General features: G+C 68.4%; 27 protein-coding genes and 1 pseudogene. 17 read left to right on the top strand and 11 right to left on the bottom strand.

All coding sequences use genetic code 11. The features are described 5' to 3' along the window. Window positions 1-7: 7 nt before the first annotated feature. Window positions 8-1,078 (top strand): AsnC family transcriptional regulator, encoded by a 1,071-nt coding sequence (locus tag WD271_11600; protein ID MEX1008476.1) that lies wholly within the window; start codon window positions 8-10, stop codon window positions 1,076-1,078. After that, window positions 1,045-2,262 carry an aminotransferase class V-fold PLP-dependent enzyme gene (locus WD271_11595; protein MEX1008475.1) on the top strand — a complete coding sequence of 406 codons (1,218 nt, stop codon included), beginning with the start codon at window positions 1,045-1,047 and terminating at the stop codon, window positions 2,260-2,262. The genes WD271_11600 and WD271_11595 overlap by 34 nt, the downstream gene beginning before the upstream one ends. Here WD271_11595 and WD271_11590 read toward each other — a convergent pair. Further along, the gene (locus WD271_11590) at window positions 2,259-2,879 is read right to left on the bottom strand and encodes a GNAT family N-acetyltransferase (GenBank protein MEX1008474.1); all 621 of its coding nucleotides are present in this window, start codon (window positions 2,877-2,879) and stop codon (window positions 2,259-2,261) included. The genes WD271_11595 and WD271_11590 overlap by 4 nt on opposite strands. Then, window positions 2,876-3,913: an NAD-dependent epimerase/dehydratase family protein gene (locus WD271_11585; GenBank protein ID MEX1008473.1), complete on the bottom strand. Its 1,038-nt coding sequence runs from the start codon at window positions 3,911-3,913 to the stop codon at window positions 2,876-2,878. Before WD271_11585 ends, WD271_11590 begins: the two co-directional genes overlap by 4 nt. A gap of 17 nt (window positions 3,914-3,930) precedes the next feature. On the opposite strand from WD271_11585, the gene WD271_11580 reads away from it, so the two are divergent. Continuing rightward, the gene (locus WD271_11580) at window positions 3,931-5,214 is read left to right on the top strand and encodes a zinc-dependent metalloprotease (GenBank protein ID MEX1008472.1); all 1,284 of its coding nucleotides are present in this window, start codon (window positions 3,931-3,933) and stop codon (window positions 5,212-5,214) included. A 164-nt stretch (window positions 5,215-5,378) separates the two neighbouring features. Continuing rightward, the gene (locus WD271_11575) at window positions 5,379-6,113 is read left to right on the top strand and encodes a 3-hydroxyacyl-CoA dehydrogenase family protein (protein ID MEX1008471.1); all 735 of its coding nucleotides are present in this window, start codon (window positions 5,379-5,381) and stop codon (window positions 6,111-6,113) included. A gap of 58 nt (window positions 6,114-6,171) precedes the next feature. On the opposite strand, the gene WD271_11570 is transcribed toward WD271_11575, so the two are convergent. After that, window positions 6,172-7,458 (bottom strand): MFS transporter, encoded by a 1,287-nt coding sequence (locus WD271_11570; GenBank protein MEX1008470.1) that lies wholly within the window; start codon window positions 7,456-7,458, stop codon window positions 6,172-6,174. Between the two features lie 60 nt (window positions 7,459-7,518). Between WD271_11570 and ppk1 the strand changes: the two genes are divergently transcribed. The 5 genes from ppk1 to WD271_11545 are packed head-to-tail and all read left to right on the top strand — an operon-like array spanning window position 7,519 to window position 12,885. Then, window positions 7,519-9,615, top strand: a complete 2,097-nt coding sequence (gene ppk1, locus WD271_11565; GenBank protein MEX1008469.1) for a polyphosphate kinase 1 — start codon at window positions 7,519-7,521, stop codon at window positions 9,613-9,615. After that, window positions 9,612-11,198 (top strand): CYTH and CHAD domain-containing protein, encoded by a 1,587-nt coding sequence (locus tag WD271_11560; protein MEX1008468.1) that lies wholly within the window; start codon window positions 9,612-9,614, stop codon window positions 11,196-11,198. The genes ppk1 and WD271_11560 overlap by 4 nt, the downstream gene beginning before the upstream one ends. Next, window positions 11,144-11,611 carry an NUDIX hydrolase gene (locus tag WD271_11555; protein ID MEX1008467.1) on the top strand — a complete coding sequence of 156 codons (468 nt, stop codon included), beginning with the start codon at window positions 11,144-11,146 and terminating at the stop codon, window positions 11,609-11,611. Before WD271_11560 ends, WD271_11555 begins: the two co-directional genes overlap by 55 nt. After that, window positions 11,608-12,069 (top strand): phosphoglycerate mutase family protein, encoded by a 462-nt coding sequence (locus WD271_11550; protein ID MEX1008466.1) that lies wholly within the window; start codon window positions 11,608-11,610, stop codon window positions 12,067-12,069. Before WD271_11555 ends, WD271_11550 begins: the two co-directional genes overlap by 4 nt. 30 nt (window positions 12,070-12,099) lie before the next feature. Continuing rightward, window positions 12,100-12,885 carry a 5'/3'-nucleotidase SurE gene (locus WD271_11545; GenBank protein ID MEX1008465.1) on the top strand — a complete coding sequence of 262 codons (786 nt, stop codon included), beginning with the start codon at window positions 12,100-12,102 and terminating at the stop codon, window positions 12,883-12,885. On the opposite strand, the gene WD271_11540 is transcribed toward WD271_11545, so the two are convergent. Continuing rightward, window positions 12,877-13,179 carry a metalloregulator ArsR/SmtB family transcription factor gene (locus WD271_11540; protein MEX1008464.1) on the bottom strand — a complete coding sequence of 101 codons (303 nt, stop codon included), beginning with the start codon at window positions 13,177-13,179 and terminating at the stop codon, window positions 12,877-12,879. The genes WD271_11545 and WD271_11540 overlap by 9 nt on opposite strands. A gap of 114 nt (window positions 13,180-13,293) precedes the next feature. Here WD271_11540 and WD271_11535 point away from each other — a divergent pair, with 114 nt between their 5' ends. From WD271_11535 to WD271_11520, 4 genes and pseudogenes are all read left to right on the top strand, one after another. Then, window positions 13,294-13,749, top strand: a complete 456-nt coding sequence (locus tag WD271_11535; GenBank protein MEX1008463.1) for an ArsI/CadI family heavy metal resistance metalloenzyme — start codon at window positions 13,294-13,296, stop codon at window positions 13,747-13,749. A 7-nt stretch (window positions 13,750-13,756) separates the two neighbouring features. Next, window positions 13,757-14,455: an MIP/aquaporin family protein gene (locus tag WD271_11530; protein ID MEX1008462.1), complete on the top strand. Its 699-nt coding sequence runs from the start codon at window positions 13,757-13,759 to the stop codon at window positions 14,453-14,455. Next, window positions 14,454-14,855 (top strand): annotated as a pseudogene (locus WD271_11525) (arsenate reductase ArsC). The gene WD271_11530 and the pseudogene WD271_11525 overlap by 2 nt, the downstream one beginning before the upstream one ends. A gap of 50 nt (window positions 14,856-14,905) precedes the next feature. After that, window positions 14,906-15,364, top strand: coding sequence for a peroxiredoxin (locus tag WD271_11520; protein MEX1008461.1), 459 nt, complete (start codon window positions 14,906-14,908; stop codon window positions 15,362-15,364). A gap of 12 nt (window positions 15,365-15,376) precedes the next feature. Here WD271_11520 and WD271_11515 read toward each other — a convergent pair whose 3' ends face one another. Next, window positions 15,377-16,078 (bottom strand): response regulator transcription factor, encoded by a 702-nt coding sequence (locus WD271_11515; GenBank protein ID MEX1008460.1) that lies wholly within the window; start codon window positions 16,076-16,078, stop codon window positions 15,377-15,379. Further along, complete coding sequence (locus tag WD271_11510; GenBank protein MEX1008459.1) at window positions 16,078-17,193, bottom strand: ATP-binding protein; 1,116 nt, start codon at window positions 17,191-17,193, stop codon at window positions 16,078-16,080. Before WD271_11510 ends, WD271_11515 begins: the two co-directional genes overlap by 1 nt. Before the next feature lie 68 nt (window positions 17,194-17,261). On the opposite strand from WD271_11510, the gene WD271_11505 reads away from it, so the two are divergent. Genes WD271_11505 through WD271_11495 form a run of 3 tightly spaced genes read left to right on the top strand, consistent with a single transcriptional unit; the run spans window position 17,262 to window position 19,109 of the window. After that, complete coding sequence (locus WD271_11505; GenBank protein MEX1008458.1) at window positions 17,262-17,909, top strand: DUF47 family protein; 648 nt, start codon at window positions 17,262-17,264, stop codon at window positions 17,907-17,909. Window positions 17,910-17,916: 7 nt separating this feature from the next. Then, the gene (locus WD271_11500) at window positions 17,917-18,909 is read left to right on the top strand and encodes an inorganic phosphate transporter (protein MEX1008457.1); all 993 of its coding nucleotides are present in this window, start codon (window positions 17,917-17,919) and stop codon (window positions 18,907-18,909) included. Next, window positions 18,909-19,109, top strand: coding sequence for a hypothetical protein (locus tag WD271_11495; GenBank protein MEX1008456.1), 201 nt, complete (start codon window positions 18,909-18,911; stop codon window positions 19,107-19,109). The genes WD271_11500 and WD271_11495 overlap by 1 nt, the downstream gene beginning before the upstream one ends. Here the strand turns inward: WD271_11495 and pstB are convergent. The 4 genes from pstB to pstS are packed head-to-tail and all read right to left on the bottom strand — an operon-like array spanning window position 19,085 to window position 22,998. Next, the gene (gene pstB, locus WD271_11490) at window positions 19,085-19,951 is read right to left on the bottom strand and encodes a phosphate ABC transporter ATP-binding protein PstB (GenBank protein MEX1008455.1); all 867 of its coding nucleotides are present in this window, start codon (window positions 19,949-19,951) and stop codon (window positions 19,085-19,087) included. The genes WD271_11495 and pstB overlap by 25 nt on opposite strands. Window positions 19,952-19,968: 17 nt before the next feature. Further along, window positions 19,969-20,874, bottom strand: coding sequence for a phosphate ABC transporter permease PstA (gene pstA, locus WD271_11485; protein MEX1008454.1), 906 nt, complete (start codon window positions 20,872-20,874; stop codon window positions 19,969-19,971). Next, window positions 20,871-21,869: a phosphate ABC transporter permease subunit PstC gene (gene pstC / locus WD271_11480; GenBank protein ID MEX1008453.1), complete on the bottom strand. Its 999-nt coding sequence runs from the start codon at window positions 21,867-21,869 to the stop codon at window positions 20,871-20,873. The genes pstA and pstC overlap by 4 nt, the downstream gene beginning before the upstream one ends. A 49-nt stretch (window positions 21,870-21,918) precedes the next feature. After that, window positions 21,919-22,998, bottom strand: coding sequence for a phosphate ABC transporter substrate-binding protein PstS (pstS, locus tag WD271_11475; GenBank protein ID MEX1008452.1), 1,080 nt, complete (start codon window positions 22,996-22,998; stop codon window positions 21,919-21,921). Between the two features lie 548 nt (window positions 22,999-23,546). On the opposite strand from pstS, the gene phoU reads away from it, so the two are divergent. After that, on the top strand, window positions 23,547-24,269 hold the full coding sequence (phoU, locus tag WD271_11470) for a phosphate signaling complex protein PhoU (protein ID MEX1008451.1): 723 nt from the start codon (window positions 23,547-23,549) through the stop codon (window positions 24,267-24,269). 15 nt (window positions 24,270-24,284) lie between these two features. Here phoU and WD271_11465 read toward each other — a convergent pair whose 3' ends face one another. After that, a complete protein-coding gene (locus tag WD271_11465) occupies window positions 24,285-24,560 on the bottom strand; it encodes a hypothetical protein (GenBank protein MEX1008450.1) in 276 nt (91 codons plus the stop codon). Between the last annotated feature and the right edge of the window lie 31 nt (window positions 24,561-24,591).

The raw sequence follows: 24,591 nt of genomic DNA, 5'->3' as shown, positions 1-24,591 counted from the left end.
TGACGGGATGACCGCCACCGCGACGCCCGGCGAGGACCGCCTCGTTGACCTCGACCGCGAGTTGCTCAACGCGGTCCAATGGGACTTCCCCCTCGAACCCCGGCCGTACGCGGTCCTGGGTGAACGCCTCGGCATCGACGAACCTGCGGTTCGCGAGCGAATCGCGCGTGTCAAACAGCTCGGCGTGCTCCGCCAGCTCTCGGCGATCTTCGACACCCGCGCCCTCGGGTACGGCTCGGCACTCGTCGCCGCGAAGATCGACCCTGGGCGCGTCGACGAGGCGGCCGCCGTCATCAGCGGCCATCCGGGCGTGAGCCACAACTACAAGCGCAACCACGCGTACAACCTCTGGTACACGATCGCGGTACCGCCCGGCGACTCGCTCGAGAAGCATGTCGACGTGCTCCACCGCGAGTCTGGCGCGCTCGTGACGCGCCGGCTTCCCACGCTGAAGCTCTACAAGATCGGGGTGAAGCTCGACATGACGGGAAACACCGCGGCCGACGCCAAGGCCGAGGTGCTGGAGCACGAGCGTCCCGAACGGCGCGAGCACATGGACGCGCCCGACCTGTCGGAGCTCGAGGTCGCGGCCGTCCGCGTGGTGCAGGACGACCTTCCGCTCGTGGAGCGCCCGTTCGGGGCGTACGGCGAGCTGATCGGGTGCGACGAAGCGACGGTGCTCGACCTGCTGTCGTCGTTCAAGGAGCGCAAGCTCATGCGCCGGTTCGCTGCGGTGATGAATCACCGCTCGGCCGGGTTCAAGGCCAACGCGATGGGCGTGTGGGCGGTGCCCGAGGACCAGCTCGAGGAGATCGGCCCGAAGATGGCGGGGTTCGCGCTGGTGAGCCATTGCTACCGGCGCCCCACCTACGACGACTGGCCGTACTCGATCTTCACGATGGTGCATGGCAAGAACGCCAAGGACTGCGAGACCACGATCGCGGCGATCCGCGACGAGACCGGCGTCGACGAGTACGCGCTCCTGTGGTCGATCAAGGAGTACAAGAAGACCCGCGTGCGCTACTTCACCGACGACTGGTCCGAGTGGCGCGCGAAGAACCTGGTCTCAGCGTCCTGAGCACAACAATCGACGTCGAGCGCGTCCGCGCCGACACGCCGGGCTGTCGCGACGTCGTCCACCTCAACAACGCGGGCGCGTCGCTACCCCCGCGCATCGTGGTCGACACGGTCATCGAGCATCTCGAGCTCGAAGCTCGCATCGGAGGCTACGCGGCGGGTGACGCGGTCGCCGAGCGGTCCGCCGCGGTCTACAGCTCGGTCGCTGCACTCGTCGGCGCGGATCCCGACGAGATCGCGCTGATCGAGAACGCGACGCGCGCGTGGGACATGGTCTTCTACGCGCTGGCGGCGCGATTCGAACCGGGCGACCGGATCCTCACGTCACGCTCCGAGTACGCGAGCAACGTGATCGCGTTCTTGCAGGCGTCACGCCGGACGGGCGCGCTCGTCGAGGTGGTCCCCGACGACGAGCACGGCCAGCTTTCGGTCGACGCGCTGCGCGAGATGTTGGACGACCGGGCACGCCTCGTAGCGATCTCGTGGATCCCCACGCAAGGCGGGCTCGTGAACCCCGCCGCCGAGGTGGGCGCGGTGACACACGACGCGGGAGTGCCGTACCTGCTCGATGCGTGCCAAGCCGCCGGCCAGCTTCCGATCGACGTCGACGTGCTCGGGTGTGACTTCCTGTCCGCCACCGGGCGCAAGTACCTGCGCGGACCACGCGGGACCGGACTGCTCTACGTGCGGCGCGAGTGGATCGAGCGGCTGGAGCCACCGTTCCTCGACGTGCACGCGGCCCGCTGGGTGCGCGACGACGCCATCGAGATCCGCGACGACGCGCGTCGTTTCGAGACCTGGGAGCACAGCGTGGCGAGCGAACTCGGCCTCGGCGCGGGGGTCGACTACGCGCTCGCCCTCGGCGTGAACGCGATCGCGGAACGCGTCACGATGTTGGGGGACGTGCTCCGCGCACGACTGAACACCGTGCCGGGCCTCACGCTCCACGATCGCGGGCTCGAGCAATGCGGCATCGTCACCTTTACGGTGGAGCACGAGGACCCGTTCACGCTTGCGGCGCGCCTGCGCACCGACGGCATCAACATCTCCGTCTCGACGATCGACTTTGCGCGCTACGACCTCGGCGCGCGCAACCTCGACGCCGTCGCACGCGCGTCGGTCCACTACTACAACACCGAAGAAGAGCTCGATCGTTTCGTCGCCGCACTGGCGCGCGGTCGCTAACTCTCCCGCTCTTGGCGCCTTCGGCGCCGGGCCGCTGGGCCCCGGCTCGCTGCGGCGTAGGGTACCTGCGCCGCGGTCGCTCGCCTCAGCCGCTCCCGCGCGTACACGAATGCCGGGCCCGCATCGGACGGGTCGTCGCTCTCGAGCATGCCCGACCAGATGCGCGCGAACCCGGCCTTCTCGAGCGCGCGCCAGGACGCCACGTTGGCCTGCTGCGGCGCGGCCACGACACGCGTGAGCTCGGGGTACCGCTCGAACACGGTGGGTACGAACGCCCGGATCATGCGCGACCCGAGGCCCCGACCGACGCGTTCGGGCTCTCCGATCAGATAGTCGATGCCGGCGCCGTCGTCGGCATCGACCGCGGCCGACCACTCGGGCCAGTCACTGATTCGATAGCGCTGGATCAGCCCGAACGGCCGCCCGCCGACTTCGGCGATGAACACCTCGGCCGGGTCATGGCCGTCGATGCGCGGGCCGTACTTCGCTTCGAGTGCCGCGGGGGTGGATGGCCCGATCCACCAGCGAGCGACGTGAGGCTCCCGGAGCCACCCGCCGAGCAGGCCGTAGTGGCTCCTCGCCAGTGTGCGGAACGCGAGCTCGCCGTCGGGCGTCACCGTCGGGCGTGCCGCTTGGTGCGCCGGCGGCGGCGGATCCGGACTGCACCGAACAGCGCCGCCAGCACCACGGCCGCCGCGATCACCCCCGACCGGGCGCGACGAGGCGCCAGCGCGAAGAGCGCTTCGGTGATGGCCTCTTCGTTCGTGCGGCTCGGCGCCCAGCCCGCCTCCTTGAGCTTGTCGTTGGCGATCACCCAGGGATGCACGAGGTACGGCACCACGCCGGGCGGCACGTCACCCATACCGAGCGCCCACGTGCGCCGCAGCACGCGCTCGAGCACCTCTGCGGGTACCGGCGGAACGCTCGTGCGCGGGAGCATCGCGCGCGCCGCGGCCGCGTCGAGCCAGCCGTCGGCCGCGACGTTGTACACGCCCGGCATGTCGCGCGTCGCGGCCAGCACGAGCGCAGCCGCGAGGTCGTCGACATGAACGACCTGCACCGGCATCGACGCGCCGCGCACGCGCAGCGGGGGTCGTCCGAGGATGATGCGGGCGGGAAGGCGTTCGGCGCCCGGGCCGACAACCGGTGCCGAGCGCAGCGTGGTGACGGTCACCCCGGGATGTTCGTCGCGCCACCCGGCGATGAGCCTCTCGACCTCCGCCCCCTGCACCGCGGGCGAGAAGTAAGGGTTCGGCCGAAGCGACGCCTGCTCGGTGAGCGGAACCGGGTTGTTCGGCCACGCGCCGTACACCGTCGCGCTCGAGATACGCACGACCCGACTCACACCGACCGCGGCCGCCGCCGCGAGCACGTGCCGCGTTCCCTCGATGTTGACGCGCGCCATCAGTGCCTCGTCGGAGATCGGGTCGACCACGCCCGCGAGGTGCACGACGGTGTCGATGCCCTCCAGCAGCGGCTCGAGGTTGGTGCCCGCGATGTCGACCCGGTGGAACTCGAGGTTGCGGCTCCGCCATCCCGGCTCGCGCACGTCGAGCGCGACGACACGCGTGACGTCGGGGTGCTCGACGAGCAACGGAAGCAGCCGCTGCCCCACGAGCCCGGATGCGCCGGTGACGGCGACCGCAGGCACCTCCATACACTGACCGCGTGGCGGACAATCCTCAACCCGGGGATCCGAACGGCGACGGCGACGACAACGCTTCGACGGAGCCGTTCCTTCCCGCCTTCCTGTTCGACCCGTCCACGTTCGACTTCTCCCAGATCGACTTCAGCCAGATGATGCGGATGCTGTCGTCGACGGGCCCGGTCAACTGGGAGGTCGCGCGCCAGACGGCCGAATGGGTCGCGCTCGAGGGTCGGCCCGAGCCGCCGATCGACGTGGCCGACCGCAAGCAGTTCGAGGAGCTCGTGCACGCGGCGCAGACCCTCGTGGTCGCGGAGACCGGTCTCTATGCGACCTTCGCCACCTCGATCCAGACCGTCGGCCCGCAGGGTTGGGTCGACCTGCACCTCGTCGCGCTCCGCCCCGTGCTGGAGGCGCTCGCCACCACGCTCGGTGACGCGATGCGCTCGGCGGGAGACGTTCCCGAGTCCGACGAAGACCTGTCGGCCATGTTCCCCGGTCTGCCACCCGGCCTACCGCTCGGCGACGTGCTCCGGATGGTGGCACCGGCGCTGCTCGGCGTGCAGGCGGGCTCGATGATCGGATACCTCGCGCAGCACGCGTTCGGTCGCTACGACCTGCCGCTGCCAACCGGCGCGCTGCCCGACGGCGACGAACCGAGCTTGTGCTTCGTGGTACCGAACGTCGACGGGTTCGAGGAGGAGTGGACGCTCCCGCGTGACGACCTGCGCTTCTACCTCGCGCTCCACGAAGTGGTGCACGCGGCCGAACGTTCGGTACCGTGGGTTCGGGCCCGACTCCTCCGACTCGCGGTCGACTACGTGTCGAGCTACGAGATCGACCCCGCGGCATTCGAGGCCGAGTTCGGCACGATCGACCCGAGCGATCCCGCGTCGTTCGAGTCGATGACCGCGAGCCCCGAGCGCATCCTCGGTGCGATGCAGTCACCGCGCCAGGCGGCGCCGCGCGAGGAGCTGCAGCGCCTGACGGCGGTGATCGAGGGTTACGCCGACAACGTGACGGAACGCGTGGGTCGGCGTCTGGTGCCCACGTTCGAGCGCATCCACGAAGCGATGCTCCGCCATCGCGTCGAGCGCGGCGAGGCCGAGCGGTTCATCGAGGGACTGCTCGGCTTGAAGCTCGAGCGGGCGCACTACGAGCTCGGGCAGGCGTTCTGCGAAGGCGTCGTCGAACGCGCGGGAGTCGAAGGGCTGAACCGGCTGTGGGAAAGCGAGTCGATGCTCCCCACACCGAACGAACTCGAAGCCCCCGGCCTCTGGCTTGCCAGGATCAACCTTCCCGAGTAGCAAACCAGAGCCCGAAGACGGGTCCTGCGCGCGTGCGGCCGCCGCGGAGCGAACGGAGCGGATGGAGCGAGCGCAGCGAGCGGAAGTAGCGCAGTGGGAGCGGAGCAATGAGAGTTGGAGCGAGCGCAGCGAGCGGAAGTAGCGCAGTGGGAGCGAAGCAAAGAATGAAGGTGGGTGTCATTGGGGCGGGTGTCATGGGAAGCGGTATCGCCCAGGTGACGGCGACCGCCGGGTACGAGACCGTCTGTTACGACCTCGACGCCGGCGCACTCGAGCGTGCGCTCGAGCACGTCACCACCGGACGGTACGGGTTCGAGCGCGGTGTGGAGCGCGGCAAGATGAGCCGCGCCGACGCCGACGCCGCGGTCGCACGGCTCACGTTCACGTCGTCATTCGACGAGGCGGCCGCGGTCGACCTCGTGGTCGAGGCCGTGCCCGAGAATCTCGAGCTCAAGCAGCAGGTGTTCCGCGACCTCGACGCGGCCGCGCCGGCTACGACGATCCTCGCGTCGAACACGTCGGGGTTCCCGATCGTGCAGATCGCGGAGGTCACCTCGCGGCCGGAACTCGTGATCGGCTGGCACTGGGCGTCTCCCCCGGTCGTCATGCGGCTCGCCGAGATCATCCGCGCTCCCGGTACGAGCGACGCGACCGTCGACACGGTCACCGACGTCGCTGCGGCGTGCGGCAAGAACCCCGTGGTCATCAACGACACGACGACGGCGTGGGGCTTCGTTGCCAACCGCGTGTACTTCGCGATGATCCAGGAGGCGAACCGCGTCGTCGAAGAGGGCATCGCCACCCGCGAGCAGGTCGACACGCTCATGGTCGACTGCTTCAACTGGCCGGTCGGCCCCTACGGCATGACCCGCGGCGCCACGAGCGGCTGGGACAAGTAGGACGGGAACGAACGGCTGCGAATCGGGGTATCCCCGATTCGCAGTGAGTGACCCATGATCAAGGCTTCTTGAAGCGCTTGCGGACGCGGTCGAGGGCGTGGTTGCGCGACCGAGTGATGGCTCGATCGACCGAATCGGGCATCAGCTTCGTGCGCATCCCTCGCCGTCGTGCGGCGCGGAGCGCCGCCACGTACGAAGCGGCTGCGCAGAGCAACACGACCGAGAGCACGAACAGGCCGAACTTCTCGGCGATCGGGATCACGCCGAGTATCCCGCCGATCACCCAAACGAGCTGGAAGCGCGTCTCGAAGCGCGCGAACGCACGACCGCGCACGGCGTCGGGTCCGTCGCGCTGCAGCAAGCTGTCGAAGCCGAGCCGTCCGGCGGCTGCTCCGATCGCGACGGCGAACGCGGCCATCATGAACCCGAACGTCCCACCGATGAACGCGCCGAACAGCGTGAACGCCGCCGGCAACACGAGCGCCGACGCGAGAATCACCTCCTCGCGTTCGGAACGGCGAGCGATCGGCGCCGCGACCACACCGACGAATCCGCCAACCGCAGCCGCGCCGAGCGTGACCCCCAACCCGAACAGGTCGTTCTTCAACGCGAAAGCCGTGAAGAAGGAGAGGAAACCGACGCTGCCACGGAGCACGGCCATCGCGCTCCCGGCGAGCAGGATGCTCGGCTGGTGGAGCTCCGCTTCGATCACCTCGTCGTCGCGACTGTCCGCCGGGCCCCTCGTGGGCGCCTTCGGGATCTGGAACCCCAGGATTGCCGCGGCGGCGAAGACGACCGCAGCGACGCGCAACGACCAGTCGGCACCGAAGAGGTGCTGAACGCCGGCGGCCGGCAGACCACCCAAGATGGCCGCGATCACGCTCAGTAACGCCAGACGGGAGTTGGCATTGACCAGCTCGCTCTTGTTCCTGACGAGCGCGGGCACCAGCGCGCTCTTGGCGATGGAATAGCCCTTCGCCAGGACCAGCGCCCCGAACGCGAGCGGGTAGACGAGCAGCCCCTCAGGGGCCGACTTGCTGATGTACTGGGCCATCGCGAGACACAGCACGGCCCGGCCGGCGGCCGACAGGATCACGAGCATGCGCCGCCCGCCGCGGCTTCGGTCGAGTGCGGGACCCAGCACCGGAGCGACGATGGCGAACGGCGCCATCGTGAGGACGAGGTAGAGGAGGACCTTGCCCCGCGCCGCACCGGTGGGGTTCTGGAAGAAGAGCGAGCCCGCGAGCGACACGGTGAGGCAGGCGTCCCCCGCGACGCTGATCGCGTGGGCGTAGACGAGCCTCGCGAACGGAGTGGGCTCGGCGAAGCGAGGGTCGGTGCTCATCGCCACACTCACGATACCGGGGCCGAGCCGGCCGCTCGGAGTACCCGATACAGTTGGCCGATGGCCGGCATCGACGTCGCCGTCGGCGCGGAGGCCGATCCTTCAGCTATTCCGGCAGTCGGCGTGCGCTACCTGAACCGGGAGCTGTCGTTCCTCGATTTCGTCGCGCGCGTCCTCGCGCTCGCCGAGGATGCCGCCGTCCCGCTCCTCGAGCGCGCCAAGTTCCTCGCGATCGTGAGCGAGCACCTCGACGAGTTCTTCCAGGTACGGGTCGCCGGAATGATGGAACAGCTCGCGGCCGGCCTGCGCACCACCACGCCCGACAGCCTCGATCTCGTCGACCTGATCCGCGAGATCCGCAGCCGGGTCAGCGACCTCTGCGAGCGGGAGGCCGCGGTGTTCGCGAAGGAACTCGTGCCCGCGCTCGAGGAGCGCGGCGTCGCGTTCGCCGACCGGGACGATCTGTCGGCCGACGATCGTGCCCATCTCGACGAGCTGTTCACCGAGCGCATCTTTCCCGTGCTCACGCCCCTCGCCGTAGATCCCGCCCACCCCTTCCCGTACATCTCGAACCTGTCGCTCAACCTCGCCGTCACTGTTCGCGACTCCGCGACCGGCGAGGAGCGCTTCGCGCGTGTCAAGGTCCCACCGCTCCTCCCGCGCTTCCTCGAGCTCCCCGACGGCCAGCGCTTCGTACTGCTCGAGCAGCTGATCGCGGCGAAGCTCGACGCGCTGTTCCCCGGAATGGAAGTGCTCGCGCACTCTCCGTTCCGCGTCACCCGCGACACCGACTTCGAGCTCGAAGACGAAGCCGAGGATCTCCTCGAGGCGGTCGAGTCCGTGTTGCGTCGCCGGAGCCGGTTCGGCCGGGTCGTGCGGCTCGAAGTCGACACCGACATGAGCCGCGAGACGATCGCTCTGCTCTGCCGGGAGCTCGAGCTCTCGGAAGCTGACGTCACGAGGATCGAGGGACCGCTCGACCTCCGTGGGCTCTGGGCACTGTGCGCGCTCGACCGCCCGGACTTGAAGGACGAAGTGTGGCTGCCGCAGACCCAGGCTGCGCTCACGGCGGGCGACACCGCCCCCGACTTCTTCCGCCTGCTCCAAGCCGGCGATGTGCTCGTGCACCATCCCTACGACTCGTTCACCACATCGGTCGAGCAGTTCGTGGAGCAGGCCGCGAGCGATCCCGCCGTCCTCGCGATCAAGCAGACCATCTACCGCACCGCCGGTCCGGAGAGCGCGATCGTGCGTGCTCTCATCAAGGCAGCCGAGCAGGGCAAGCAGGTGGTGGCACTCGTCGAGCTCACCGCGCGGTTCGACGAACAAGCCAACATCGAACGTGCCCGCGTGCTCGAAGAAGCAGGCGTACACGTGGTGTACGGGCTCGTCGGGCTCAAGACGCACGCCAAGGTGCTCCTCGTCGTGCGGCAGGAGGCCGACGGTATCCGGCGTTACTGCCACGTCGGCACCGGGAACTACAACCCGAAGACCGCGAACACCTACGAAGACCTCGGGCTGCTCTCCGCCGACCCCGATCTCGGCGCCGACCTCACCGACCTCTTCAATCACCTCACCGGCTACAGCCACCAGGTCTTCTACCGCAAGCTGCTCGTTGCGCCATCACACGTCCGGCAGGCGATCGTCGAGCGCATCGAGCGTGAAGCGGCGAGAGGTCGCGACGGTTGCATCACGATGAAGATGAACGCGCTCGTCGACGCGGGGATGATCGACGCGCTCTACGCGGCGGCTCAACGCGGTGTCAGGATCGACCTGCTGGTGCGCGGCATCTGCTGCCTGCGCCCGCAAGTGCCGGGGTTGTCGGAGACGATCCGAGTGCGCTCGATCGTGGGCCGATTCCTCGAGCACTCTCGGGTGTTCCGGTTCGGCGCCGATCCCGCCGAGGCCGAATACCTCATCGGTTCGGCCGACCTTATGCCACGAAACCTCGACCGGCGCGTCGAAGCGCTCGCGCCGGTGAGTGACCCTCGCCTGCGCGCGCGCTTGGCGGAGCTGCTCGACGCCAACCTCGCCGACGACACGCTGGCGTGGGAGCTCACCTCCGACGGCGCGTGGCAGAAGCTGCCCACCCTGGTCGGCGAGTCGACGCAACGGCGCCTCCAAGAGCTCGCCATCGCTCGCGCACACGCGTCGTGACGCCGGAAGCGAAGCGTCCGCACGCGAGCGATCGTGAGCGAGCCGGGTATCCCGGCTCGCAGAGAGCGAGCCATCAAGAAGGCGGAGCCGCCGAGAGCGGACAGCGGGAGCACGAGTTCAAGTTCTCGCCGGGACCGCTCTTCCAGCTTCCCGACCTGAGCACGGTCGACGGCCTGCATCCCGACGCGCCTGACATGATCCGGCTGCAGGCCACGTACTTCGATACCGACGACTTCCGGCTTTCGCGCGCCGGCGCGAGCTTGCGGTACCGGAACGCGGAAGGCTGGACGGTGAAGCTGCCGGTCGCAAGAGATGCCGAAGCGCTCACACGCCACGAGCTGCATCTCGACGGCGAGCCGGGCGAACCACCCCAAGCCGCCGTCGACCTCGTGCTCGCGCTCATCCGCCGCGCGCCACTGGCACCGGTTGCGCGGCTCAACACGGTGAGGAACCGCGTCGTACTGCGCGACGAAGACGGTGCCACGATCGGCGAGGTCGTCGACGACGAGGTTTCGTTGCTCGACGGTATCCGACTCGCGGCACGGTTCCGAGAGCTCGAGGTAGAGCTGGAGGATTCGGCATCGCCAACGCTGGTTGCCGCGCTCGTCGCGCGGCTGCGCGCGGCGGGAGCGGGACATCCCGATCCCGTCCCCAAGATCGTGCGCGCGCTCGGACCGCGTGCCGCCGAACCTCCCGATCTCGTCCCGCCGCGACCGCTCGACATCGCGTCCACGCCGGCCGAGGTGGTGCAGGCTGCGATCGCCACCGCCGCCCTCCGCCTGATCGGCAACGATCCCGGCGTGCGGCTCGGCACCGACCCGGAAGCGGTGCACCAGGCGCGCGTTGCCACGCGCCGGCTCCGCTCCGACCTGCGGACCTTCGGTTCGGTGCTCGACGAGGCGTGGAGCGAGCCGATTCGCGCACAGCTGCAGTGGCTCGGCGCGCTGCTCGGCGCAGTGCGCGACACCGAGGTGCTCCTCGATCGCCTCGAGGCGCGGCTCGCCGAGCTCCCACCCTCCGACACCGACGACGGCAAGCAACTGCTCGACACGCTCTCGGAGCGCCGTGAGCAATATCGGGTTGAGTTGCTCCGCGAGATGCGTTCCGAACGCTACTTCGCTCTCCTCGACACGCTCGTCGACGCGGCGCGCGCACCGAAGTTCGCGGAGCATCTCGACGAAGACGACGACGAGCGCGACCTCTCCGATTTCGTACGGAGGCCATGGCGGAACTTGCGCGACGCGGTGCAGGCGCTCGGTCCCGCACCGGACGACCACGAGCTCCACCGCGTGCGAATCCACGCCAAGCGCTGCCGGTACGCGGCTGAAGCGGTCGCACCCGCGCTCGGCAAGGACGCTCGGCGCTTTGCGCGCGCAATGGAGTCGGTGCAGGACGTGCTCGGCGAACACCAGGACGCGGTCGTCACGGGCCAGTGGCTGCGCACCCATGCGACCGGGCCCACGGCGTTCGTCGCGGGCGAGCTCGTCGCGATCGAGCGCGACGCGGCGCGTGTCGCTGCCCGCGAGCAGTGGCCCGAAGTCTGGGCGCGCGCGCGGCGCAAGCAACTCCGCCAGTGGATGTAGCCGGTGATGTAGTTCGCGCGGCAGGCGGCATCGTGATTCGGGCAGATCCCGACGGTCGGCGAGTGCTGCTGGTTCACCGGCCCCGCGACGACTGGAGCTTCCCCAAAGGCAAGGCCGACCCCGGCGAGAGCGACGAGGACACGGCGCTTCGCGAGGTGGAGGAGGAGACCGGGCTGCGCTGCACCCTCGGCGAGCCCGCCGGTGAGACGCGCTACACCGACTCGGCAGGACGGCCCAAGGTGGCGCGCTACTGGCTGATGGAACCACTCTCCGTGAGCCACGAGTTCGCGCCCAACGACGAGATCGACGACCTGCGCTGGTGCACGCGCCGCGAAGCCGACAAACTGCTGTCGTACTTGCCCGACCGGCGCCTGCTGGCCACGCTCCCCGAGGACACCCTGGAGGACAGGTGACCATCTACCTCGTTCGCCACGCCAAGGCGGGGAGCCGCCGCGGCTGGTCGGCCGATGACGACCTCCGCCCCCTGGCGACGGCGGGTCATCGCCAGGCGGAGAGCATCGCCGATGCACTGGTCGACGCGGGAGTACAGCAGCTCGTCTCGAGCCCCTTCGTGCGATGCCGTCAGACACTCGATCCGCTCGCGCAGCGCCTGCGCCTTCCCCTCGAGTTGTCCGACGCGCTCGCAGAGGGCGCATCGCTCACCGACACGCTCCGACTGCTCGAGAAGGTCACGGCCGAAACGGCCGCGCTCTGCACGCACGGCGACGTCGTCGCCAACGTGATCGGCCACCTGGAGCGCGCCGGCGTGCCGATCGACGACGAACGCCTCGAGAAGGGTTCCATCTGGGTGCTCGACACCCGCGACGGTGACATCTTCGGCGCGCACTACCTCCCACCGCGAGCTGCATAACGCTCTGCTCCCGGCAACTACGGTGAGCCGGTGCGGATCCTCGTCACGAACGACGACGGTGTCGACGCTCCCGGCATCAAATCCCTTGCCGCCGCGCTCGTCGCCGACGGCCACGACGTCATAGTGGTCGCGCCCTCCAGTGACCGCAGTGGCTCCGGTGCCGCGATCGGCAAGCTCTTCGGCACCGAGCCGCCGGAGGTCGTCCGTCACCACTGGCCGGATCTGCCCGGCGTGCCCGTGCACGCGCTCGACGCGCCGCCCGCCACCGCGGTGCTGGGCGCGGCCCTCGGTGCCTTCGGCGATCCTCCTGATCTCGTCGCGTCGGGGGTCAATCCCGGCGCGAACACCGGGCACCTCGTGATCCACTCGGGCACCGTCGGCGCCGCCCTCACTGCTGCCGGCCTCGACATTCCCGCACTGGCGGTGAGCCTGCCGTGGAACACCGAGCACGAGTACCACTGGGACACCGCGGCCGCGTTCGCGGCGGCGGCGGTGGAATGGGTTGCGAAGCCCGATGGCGGGATGCCGCGCGTCCTCAACGTCAATGTCCCGAACCTGCCGATGCACGAGATGAAGGGCGTCCGTGAGGCGGAGCTCGCACCCCATGGCGAGGTGTGGATCGCGTCAGCCGACGCGTCGGGAGGCGATCTCAAGCTCGAGTTCCAGGGACGCGCGGATGCCGCGCCCGGGACCGACGTCGCGATCATCCGCGACGGTTACGTCGCGGTCACGCCACTGATGAGTGTGGTCCGCGCGCGGTTGACCGGCGCCGCGGAAGCGGTGTCGTCGGCGCTGCGCGACCAGCCGTCAGGCTGACGCACGCTCGCGTTCGAGCGCGCCGCGCACCGCCGCGACCCGCTCGGGCACGATGCGCCACCACACCCAGCGGCCACGCTTCTCGCCCACGATGAGCCCGACGTCGGCGAGCACCTTCGTGTGATGCGACACCGTCGGCTGCGCCTTGCCGAGCGGCACGAGGAGGTCACACGAGCAGATCTCACCGGCATCCGCGACGAGGCTGAGGAGGCGGAGGCGGACGGGGTCCCCGAGCGCGGCGAACACCCGGGCGAGATCCTCGGCATCGTGCTCTGCCAGCGGCGCCGCGAGCACCGAGGCACAACAACCGGCGGCTGGCTCAGGCTGAGACATTGACACCCATCGATACATCGGCTACGATCAATCAATCGACATTCGCCAATGTATCAGCACCGACTGGAGCAAGTGATGAGCAGGGTCCAACTCGCCCTCAACGTGTCCGACCTCGACGAGGCGATCAGCTTCTATTCCAAGCTCTTCGCCACCGAACCCGCCAAGGTCCGGCCCGGCTACGCCAACTTCGCCGTCAGCGACCCCCCACTGAAGCTCGTGCTGATCGAGGGACACGGCGAACCCGGGTCACTGAACCACCTCGGCGTCGAAGTCGAGACCACGGAAGAAGTCGCGGCCACTGACGCTCGGTTGCGGGGCGAGGACCTCCCCACCGCGACGGAGGACGGGGTTGCCTGCTGCTACGCGGTGCAAGACAAGGTCTGGGTCGACGCGCCCGACCAGCGTCCGTGGGAGATCTACACCGTGCTCGCCGACGTGGAGATGGCGCCCGGTGAACTGCGTACCGTGGATCCTGCGAGCGACGCGCTCTGCTGCGCAGACGCACCCGAGTCGTCCAGCCGTTGCAGTTAGATCCGCATTGAACGTCGACCTCGCGCGACGCGCGACGGCGGAGGCCGTCGGCACCGCGCTGCTCGTTGCGGCCGTCGTCGGCTCCGGGATCTACGCGCAGCGCCTCTCACCCGACGACATCGGCATCGAGCTCCTCGAGAACTCGATCGCGACGGGCGCGGCGCTCGTGGCGCTGATCCTCGCGCTCGGACCGGTATCGGGCGCGCACTTCAATCCGGTGGTCACGCTGGCCGACCGCGTGCTCGGCGGCATCGAGACCCTTGAAGCGCTCGTGTACATGGCGGCACAAGTCGTGGGCGCGTCCGTCGGCGCCATGGTCGCGAACTTGATGTTCGAGCTTCCCGCGGTCACCGTTTCCACGCACACACGATCGTCGGGCGCGCTCTGGTTCAGCGAGGTGATCGCGACGTTCGGGTTGCTCCTCGTGATCCTCGGCGTCGTGCGCGCCGGACGCGCGCAGGTGGCCGCGTTCGCGGTGGGCGGTTACATCGCCGCCGCGTACTGGTTCACGTCTTCCACGAGCTTTGCCAACCCCGCGGTCACAATCGGCCGGTCACTCACCAACACCTTCGCCGGCATCGCGCCGAGTAGCGTCCCGCCGTTCGTCGTCGCCCAGGTCGCAGGCGCGCTCCTCGCAGTCGCGCTGGCTCGCTTCCTGCGCCCCGACATCCCCGCGAAAGACCTCGTCATGCCCCATGACGGATAGGCCCACCGTCCTGTTCCTGTGCGTCCACAACGCGGGGCGCTCGCAGATGGCGCTCGGGTGGTTCCAACACCTGGCGGGTGACCGCGCGGTCGCGTGGTCGGGTGGCTCGGAGCCGGGAAACGAGGTGAACCCCGCGGCGGTCGCGGCGATGGCCGAGGTCGGGATCGATATCAGCAGCGAGTTCCCGAAGCCGTGGACCGACGAGATCGTGCAGGCCGCTGATGTGGTCGTCACCATGGGCTGTGGTGACGCGTGCCCGTTGTTCCCGGGAAAGCGCTACGAAGACTGGGAGCTCGACGATCCCGCCGGCCAGGACGTCGACGCGGTGCGACCCATCCGCGACGAGATCGCGCGGCGGGTTCGGGCGCTGCTCGAAAGCCTGGACGTACCGACGAGCTGATCAGCGCGAGCGCGGCACTAGCGTGCCGAGCCCCGAGCCGAGGAGCATCGATGATCGCAGTCGGCGACACCGCCCCCGACCTGACCCTGAAAGACCAAGACGGCAACGACGTCACGCTGTCGTCGTTCCGAGGCCAGCCGGTCGTGATCGTCTTCTACCCGTTCACCTTCACCGGTGTGTGCCAGGGCGAGCTGTGCGAGATCCGCGACGACCCGTCGGCGTTCGAGCGTTCCGGCGCGCAGGTGCTCGCGATCTCCTGCGACACCCGCCACGCGCAACGAACGTGGGCGGGGCAGCAGGGCTTCACGTTCCCCGTTCTGAGCGACTTCTGGCCCCACGGCGCGGCGGCCAAGGCCTACGGCGTGTTCAACGAGGCACTCGGTTGCGCGAACCGAGCCACGTTCGTGCTCGACAAGGACGGCGTGGTCGTTGACACGTTCGCGTCACCCGACCTCGCCACCCCCCGCGCCAAAGCGGAGTACGAGGCCGCGCTGGCCAAGGTGAGCTGATCCTGGTCCGGATCAGCCTTGCTCGTAGCGGTAACCGACGCCGCGGACGGTGACGATGCGCTCCGGGTGCGCAGGATCGTCCTCGACCTTGGCGCGAAGCCGCTTCACGTGCACGTCGAGCGTCCTCGTGTCGCCGTAGTAGTTGGGGCCCCACACGCGATCGATGAGCACGTCGCGGGTGAGCACGCGCCCGGCATTCGCGAGCAGCAGTTCGAGCAGCTCGAACTCCTTCAGCGGCAGTGCGACGCGCTCGCCGCGCACCGCGACATCGTGGCGCGCGGCATCGAGGCGCACGTCGCCCACTTCGAGCACATCACCGTGCTCGTCGAAGCCAGCGTCGTCCGGGCGGCCGCGCCGCAACGCGGCGCGCACGCGCGCCACGAGCTCACGCAGGCGGAACGGCTTGGTCACGTAGTCGTCGGCGCCGATCTCGAGCCCCACGACCGCGTCGATCTCGGCGTTGCGAGCCGTCACCATGATGATCGGGACCTGCGAGCGCGTGCGCAACTCGCGGCACACATCGACTCCTGAGATGCGCGGCAGCATCAGGTCGAGGAGCACGAGCTGGGGTCGCACCGCGTCGAATTTCTGGATCGCTTCCGCCCCGTCGGCCGCCACCTCCACGCGGAAGCCCTCCCGTTCGAGCGCGACGCGCAGCGCGTCGCGGTATGACTGCTCGTCGTCGACAACAAGGATCAAAGGCGCGTCCGCCATCACGGCTCCTCGGAAGCGAGCTGCGTATCACCCACGGTGTCGAGCGGCAGCCTCAAGCGGAAGGTCGAACCTTGTCCCTCGACTGACTCGACGGTGACGTCGCCGCCGTGGGCCTGCGCAACGTGTCGCACAATCGCAAGCCCCAGCCCGGTCCCCCCGGTAGCGCGGCTCCGCGCCTGGTCGACTCGGTAGAAGCGCTCGAAGATTCGCTCGAGGTCGCGCTTCGGTATCCCGATGCCCTCGTCGCGCACCGAGAGCTCGAAGGCGCCGTCGTTGACGTGGGCGCTCACGTCCACAACGCTTTTCGGCTCCGAGTACTTGATCGCGTTATCGAGCAGGTTCGCGATCGCGCTCACGATCTGCCGCCGATCGCACGCCACCACCGCGTCCTCGGCGTCGTCGCGCAGCCGGATCTTGATGTCCTGTGCCGACGCCACCGGCCGCATGCGATCGACCGCTTCCTCGAGCAGCGTCGTCGCGCGGATCGGGTCGCGAGCCGGCGACGCCTGCGTCTCGATGATGCTCAGGTCGAGGAGGTCGTCGACAATGCGCCCCAGCCGCTCGGCCTCCTTCACCATGCGCTCGGCGAGCGGGCGTATCACGGCAGGCTTGGATTCCGACGCGAGCGTCTCGGCGAGGAGCTCGAGCCCGCCGATCGGCGTCTTCAGCTCGTGGCTCACATTGGCGACGAAGTCACGCCGGACGCTCTCGACCCGATGGATCTCCGAAACATCGTGCACGAGCACCGCGGCGCCGAGGGGCACGCCACCTTCGGACAGGGGTAGCGCGCGCAGATGGAGGACGGCAGGTGGCGGTCCGAACAGGTGCAGCTCGTGCTCACACGTCTCGCCAGCCAGGGCGCGCTCGAGCAACGACGTGATGGTGCTCTCGGCCACTGCATCCGCGTGACGGGCATGGCGGAAGCGCGCCGCGGCCGCGTTGCGGAAGACCTCGATGCCGTCGGCATCGACGACCACGACGCCCTCCGCCGAGCTCGACAGCACCGCCGCGAGACGGTCGCGTTGGGAGCGGGAACGGTTGGCGGCGGTCGTGGAATCCGCCGCGATCCGTTCCAGGGCGGCGATCGAAGGCTGCTCTCGGCGGCGAGGTGTCATGGGTTCCGGTTCGCGCGGAGGCTTCGCTCAGAGGTTACGGTTCCGAGACGCTCCCTGGAGGTTCGGCGATGCGGTTCCGCCTCGTCCCACGCGACGACGGGTTCTACCCGCTGTTCAACGAAGCGGCCGAGAACGTGGCCGAATGCGCTCGGCGTCTGCGTGAGCTCCTCGACCTGTTCTCCGACGACCTCGGCAGCGTGTCCGGGAGTCGCGACCTCGAGAAGCTCGTGAACCTCGTGACCGATTGCGAACTCCGCGGCGACGAGCTCACACGCACGATCCTCCGGCGCCTCAACTCGAGCTTCGTCACACCCTTCGACCGCGAAGACATCCACGCGCTCGCCGAGGAGCTCGACGACGTTGTCGACGAGATGCAGGCAGCCGCCGAGCTGTTGGTGCTGCACCGAGTCGAGAAGCCGCTGCCCGAAGCGCGCGACCTCGTCGACATCCTCGTGAAGGCAGCCGAGGCGAACGTCGCGCTCGTTGCCAAGCTCCCCCGGTTGCGCGACGTCGAGGGCGAACTCGAGACGATCGGCCGGCTCGAGACCGAGGCCGATCACATCTACCGCCGATCGGTGGCCCACCTCTTCTCCGGCGACTTCAAGGCGTTCGCCGTGCTCAAGTGGAAAGACATCGTGGAGGCGATCGAGGCCTCGGTGAACGCGATCGAGAACATCTCCGATATCGTCGAGAGCATCGTCTTGAAGCACGCGTAATCGCGCCGTGGAGACTGCCGCACTCTGCTTCGTTGTCGTCGTCGCGCTCGGATTCGACTTCGTCAACGGATTCCACGATGCCGCCAACTCGATCGCGACCGTCGTGTCGACGCGTGTGCTGTCACCGCGGCTCGCGGTGGCGTGGGCCGCGTTCTTCAACTTCGTCGCGTTCCTGATCTTCGGCACCCACGTGGCCAGCGCGATCGCGAACGACGTGGTCGACCAGAGCGTGCTGTCGATCGGCGTCATCTTCGCTGCGCTGATCGGCGCAATCCTCTGGAGCCTCTTCACGTTCTTCCTCGCGCTGCCCACGTCGTCGTCACACGCGCTGATCGGTGGCATGGTGGGCGCCGCGGTGGCCAAGGCCGGGTTCAGCGTGCTGGTGTGGGAAGGACTTCGCACGATCGCGGTGTTCATCGTGCTCGCGCCACTCGCCGGCCTTGCGCTGTCGTTCGTGAGCATGGTCGGTGTGTCGTGGCTGGTACACCGGTACCACCGCGTGGAGCGACTGAACCGCGGGTTCCGTAGCACGCAGCTCCTGTCGGCCGGCGCGTACAGCCTCGGGCACGGCGCCAACGACGCCCAGAAGACGATGGGCGTAATCCTCGCGTTGCTCGTCGCCACCAAGGAGCTCGGGCCGAACGCGAGCGTGCCGCTCTGGGTAGTGCTGTCAGCCCACACCGCGATCGCGCTCGGCACGCTGACCGGTGGGTGGCGCATCGTGAAGACGATGGGCACCAAGCTCACACGGCTCCAGCCGGTGAGCGGTGTGTGCGCGGAGTCGGCAGCCGCCGGCACGCTGTTCTTCACGTCCGTCGCCGGTATTCCGGTGTCGACGACGCACACCATCACCGGCGGAATCGTGGGCGTGGGCGCGAGCCAACGGCTCTCGGCCGTGCGCTGGGGTGTTGCCGGGCGTGTCGTGTGGGCGTGGGCCTTCACCATCCCCGGAGCCGCGCTGGTAGCCGCGCTTTCGTACCTCGTGTTGGAAGCGTTCTGATGGACAAGCGTGCGCTCTTCTTCCTCGGTGCCGCGATCGTGTGCGCCGTGCTCATACCCCCGACGCCGAGTGAGTACCGGTGGTTCACCGCCGCGTTGTCGGTCCTGTATGCGGTGCTCGCGCTCGCGTCCTGGCTCGACAACCATTCGCGGAACCGGGAAGCCCCCGACGCGGATCAGCCGAACCGTCCCGTGATATAGCCCTCGGTGCGAGGGTCGCTCGGTGCGGTGAACAGCCTCTCGGTGACGTCGAACTCGACGAGTCGCCCCACCCGGTGTCCCTCGCCGTCGACTTCGGCGGTGAAGAACGCGGTTCGATCCGACACGCGCGCCGCCTGCTGCATGTTGTGTGTGACGATCACGATCGTGAAATCGCGCTTGAGCTCCTCCATGAGGTCCTCGATGCGCGCGGTTGCGATCGGATCGAGCGAGGAACAGGGTTCGTCCATGAGCACGACGTCGGGCTCGACCGCGAGCGCGCGTGCGATGCAGAGACGTTGCTGTTGCCCGCCCGACAACGAAAGACCGCTCTGCTCGAGCTTGTCCTTGACCTCGTCCCACAGCGCAGCGCGGTTCAGCGCGTGCTCGACGATGTCGGACAGCTCGGAGCGCTTCCGTCCGTTGATCTTCGGGCCGTAGGCGACGTTGTCGAAGATCGTCTTCGGGAACGGATTGGGTTTCTGGAACACCATGCCGATGCGACGCCGCACCTCGGCCGCGTCGACCTTGGGTCCGTACAGGTTTTCGCCGTGGTACCTCACCGATCCGAGCACCTGCGCGCCGGGGGTGATGTCGTGCATGCGGTTCAGGCAACGCAACACCGTGGTTTTTCCGCACCCCGACGGTCCGATGAACGCCGTGATCTCCTTCGCGGCGACGTCGAGGGCAACCTCGCGAATGGCGGTGTGACCGCTGTACCTCACCTCGACGTCGTGCAACTCGAACACGAGCTCGCGGGCCGGCTCCTCCTGCGCGCTCGGCTCCTCGGCCGGCACCGTCGCCACGGCCGCGACGTTAGTAGCAAGGTCTTCTTCGGTAAGCATGGGTTTCGTCCAAAGGGTCAGGCCGTCTGGCGACGGCCGAAGAATGCGGTCACGAGCCGGGCGAGGATCGTGAACACGAACACGATCAGGATGAGCGTGAGCGCGGCTCCCCACGCCCGGTCTTGCGCGCTCGGGAACAACGACCGAGCGTTCGCGAAGATCTGCGTCGACAACGCCGTGTTCGTGCCGTTGAAGAGACTCCAGTTGGTGTGATCTTCGACGAGCCCGATGGTGAAGAGCAGCGGAGCGGTCTCTCCCGCGGCTCGGGCAACCGCGAGGAGCGCGCCGCTCACGATCCCGGGTGCCGCGCTCGGCAGCACGACCGACCGGATCGTGCGGGCCCGCCTGCTCCCGAGTGCGTAGCTCCCCTCGCGGAGCTCGCTCGGGACCAGCGCCAACATCTGGTCGGTGGTGCGGATCACGATCGGCAGCATCAGGCAGGCGAGGGCAAGTGCACCCGCGAATGCGTTCTTCTCGTGGGTGTTCAGGACCACGAACGTGTAGATGAACAGGCCCATCACGATCGACGGGACGCCCGTCATCACCTCCGACAAGAACCGGACGACTCGTGCCAGCGGGCTCTTCGCGCCGTACTCGTTCAGATAGATCCCTCCGAGGATCCCGAGCGGGATCGCCATCAACGCAGCGCTACCGGTGATCAAGAGCGTGCCGGCAACGGCCGGACCCATGCCCGGCCCGGGTATCCGCTCCGAGAACGGCAGCGGCTGGGTGAGGAAGCTCCAGCTCAGGATCTCGGAGCCTCGTTGCACGACGTAGCCGACGATGAACACGAGCGGCACGAGCGCGAGAAGAAACGCGAATGCGATGAGCGCGGTCGCGACCGCGTTCCGCGCTCGTCGGCCTCTCGAACCGGGACGTGGCGCGACGAGAGACCGGCGATCGGTAACGACCGGCGCGGTCACGCCGTCGCCCCTGTGCGCCGTTCGTAGCGCGCGATCACGAAGCGCGCCGACATGCCGACGACGACTGTGAATGCGAGCAACACGACGCCCATCCCGATCAGCGCAGCCTGGTAGACGCCCGTCGACTCACCGAACTGGTTGGCGATGATGCTTGCCAGCGTCTCGCCGGGCCCGAAGAGGTGTGCGCTGATCTGCTGGCTGCTCCCGATGACGAGCGCGACCGCGATCGTCTCACCGATGGCGCGCCCGAAGCCGATCATCACTGCCGACACCACGCCACCGCGACTGTGCGGGAACACCGAGCCGCGAATCATCTCCCACCGAGTGGCGCCGAGGCCGTACGCGGCCTCCCGCAACGAAACCGGCGTCGTCGCGAACACCTCACGGGTGATCGAGGTGATGATCGGCGTGATCATGATCGCGACCACGATGCCCGCCGTCATGTAGCTCAGACCGGTCTTGCTCGGATCGGCGAAGAGTGTCTCGAGCACGGGGATGTCACCGGTCACCGACGAGATGTCTTCGTAGACGCCGGAGATCGGCTGAGCCAGCACGAGGAATGCCCACAGCCCGTACACGACGGACGGGATCGCCGCGAGCAGGTCGACGGTGTAGACGACCGGACGGCGCAGCCGGCGCGGCGCGACCTCGGTGACGAACAGCGCGATCCCGACGCTGACGGGTACCGAGATCACGAGCGCGATCAGCCCGACGAGGAACGTGCCGTAGACCATCGCGCCGGCGCCGAAGTCGCCGTGTGCCGGGTCCCAGTTGTCGGCGAAGATCCCGAGCCCTTCCTTCTCGAACCAGGGCCAGGCGTGGTCGACGGTCGAGTACACGATGAGTGCCAGGATCACCATCACGAGCAGACCGCTCGCGAGCGCAAGCCATCCGAAGATGCGGTCGGTGACGACGCCCGGAGGCCGGTCCGCGCCGCTCAGGCCCGGTGTCCGGGCCGGCGGGGTGCTGGGGCGCGGCGGAGCACTGACGGCCATCGGGCGATCCCGAATCTATTCGTTCACGACAAACGCGGGAGCTGAACGTCTACGTGGGGACGATGACTTTGCTGAGCTGGGCCTTGGCCTTGGCGAGCACGCTCTTGGGCAGCGGCGCGTAGTCGACCGTCTTGGCGAGCGTTTGGCCCTGGTTGGTACCGGTGCCGTAGATGAACTTCAGGAACGCCTTCAGCGCGGCACCCTTCTTGGCGTCGGCCTGGGTCGCGTACACCATGATCCACGTCGGCGCCGTGATCGGGTATCCCGCGGCGCCCGAGGCGTTGATCGGGTCGAATGTGAGGTCGGGGTTGATCGTGAGGCCCTCGAGCGCCAACGACGCCGACGTCGTGCTCGCCTTGACGTACTTGCCGCTCGAGTTCTTGATCGACGCGTAGGTGAGCTCGCCCGCCACCGCGTCGGAGAAGTCCACGTAGCCGATCGCACCGTCGGTCGACTTCACCAACTGGGCGACCCCGCCGTTTCCGCTGGCACCCTGCGTGCTCGCCGGCCACTGCACTGTGGAGCCCGTTCCGAGGGTCCATACGGTCGGCGACGCCTTCACCAGGAAGTTGGTGAAGTTCTGCGTCGTTCCCGAACCGTCGGCCCGGTGCACCACGGTGATCGTCGTGCTCGGCAGCTTCGCGGTGGGGTTGTCGGTCTTGATCGCTGCGTCGTCCCACTTGGTGATCTGCGCCTGGAAGATCTTGGCGATCGAGTCGGGCGACAGCTTCAGCCCGGTCACGCCCAACACGTTGTACGACACCGTGATGGGTGCGACGACCGTCGGGAAGTACAAGAAGGGGTCGGTGGGAGCGGCGCCGGCTGCGTACGGAGCGTCGGTGCCCGCGAAGTCGACCACCTTGTTGGCGAAGTCGGTCCGGCCCTGGCCCGAGCCCACACCCTGGTAGCTGATCGACACGCCCTTCTGCTGTTGCTTGAAGTAGCCGATGGCGACGTCGTTGAAGCCCTTCTGGAACGTGGAGCCGTCGCCGCTCAGCGACGTCGACGCCAGCTTCACCGTCGTCGTCGTGGGTGTCTTGGTCGCGGCGGTGGCCGAGCCGACTGCCAGCACCGGCAGCGCGAGGGCGGCGAGAACGAACCCGCACACGCGGGTGAAGGAGCGACGCATCAGGACAGTTCCTCCTTGTCGGGGGTGGCATCTCGTCGGATCGTACGGACCGTCCGTAGCGAGGCCGTAGCCGCGTCGTGGCGCGAAGGTGAACAACGAGCAAACACTGAGAACAGCGACGTCGGGCCGGCCAGCGTTCCGTCGAAGATGGACCCCTGTGCAGACGACGCTCCCCGCCGCGCGGCTCCGTGACCTGCCCCTCGAGGTCGTGCGTCTCGCGTCACTCACCATGAACGCGGTCGCGACCGACACCGCGCGCGCGTTCCCGTCGCAAGCTGAAGGCGAAACGCCAGCGTGTGGGGTGCGGGCCGGGGGGTTTGTCCCGCCCCCACACTCTCTGGCGTTGGCGCCCTCTCGGCCACGCACTCCGGGCCTCGAAGGCCGTCCGAACAGCCCCGTGTGAGCCCGTTCGTCGTTGCCGATCGTAGGGACGCTGTGTTGCGGGACCGTTGCCCTGAAATGGCGATCAGGTGAACGACCGGTGAAGAGCGAACGGACCGGCCCGCACGGGCTTCGCGTCTGCGGTGCGTACGGGGCACAATGGGTGCGTGGCAACCACTCCGCTCCCCGACAGTTTTCCTGCTGAGGCGCGCAAGACGTTCCACGAGCAACTCGACGAGTTACGGGTCGACGTGATCAGGCTGGCCGCGCTGACCACCGAGGCAATCGCCGGGGGAACACAGGCTCTGCTCGACGGTGACCTCGCGGCGGCCGAGCACGTGATCGAGAACGACGACGAGATCGACGACCTCACGCACTCGATCGAGGATCGCACCTTCCTCTTGCTCGCGCGCCAGCAGCCATTGGCAACCGACCTGCGCTTCCTCGTCACGGTCATGCGCTTGGGACACGAGCTCGAACGCAGCGCCGACCTGATGGTGAACGTGGCGAAGACCACGCGCCGCCTCTACCCGCATCAGCTCGACCCGAAGTTGCGCGGCATCATCGACCGCATGGGTTCGCAGGCAAGCAACCAGACGCGCGTCGCGATCGACGCGTTCGCCGACGCCGACCCGTCATGGGCAGCCGCGCTTGCCGACATGGACGACGCGATGGACGACCTCACCAAGAGCCTGTTCCGTCACATCCTCGCGAACGACAGTAGCGACGAGGCCGCGGTGCTCCTCGCGGTGCAGATGGCGCTCGTTGGCCGGCACTACGAGCGCATCGCCGACCACGCGGTGACGATCGCCGAGCGGGTGGGCTTCATGGTGACGGGCGAGCACCCGACACCGGAGAACGAGAACGAGAACGAGAACGAGAACGTGTAACTCTCGCGTGTTCCGTTACGCCCCTTCGTCGTAGCCGAGGTCCCACTCGAGAATGAGGTGCTCGCGCTCGGCGTCGCGGGCGACGCGCTCGCGGTTGCGGCGGAACTGCGGGTCGTGTGGGGGGAGCAATTGGAGGCGGGCGACGGCCCGCTGGCGGAACTGGTCGATCATGCGACCGTCACCGAAGATGCCGTGCACCTCCCAGTGCGGGGCGACGGGTCCGAGGTAGACGACCTTCACGTGCCCCTGCGGCGGGATCTGCTCTTCGATCGCTCCGGACTCCATCGACATGATGGTCAGCGTAGCGGGCAACCGAGCAAGA

Source organism: Acidimicrobiia bacterium, from assembly GCA_040880805.1.
Taxonomy (GTDB): Bacteria; Actinomycetota; Acidimicrobiia; order IMCC26256; family DASPTH01; genus DASPTH01.
This window is presented reverse-complemented; position numbering and strand designations above follow the sequence as displayed.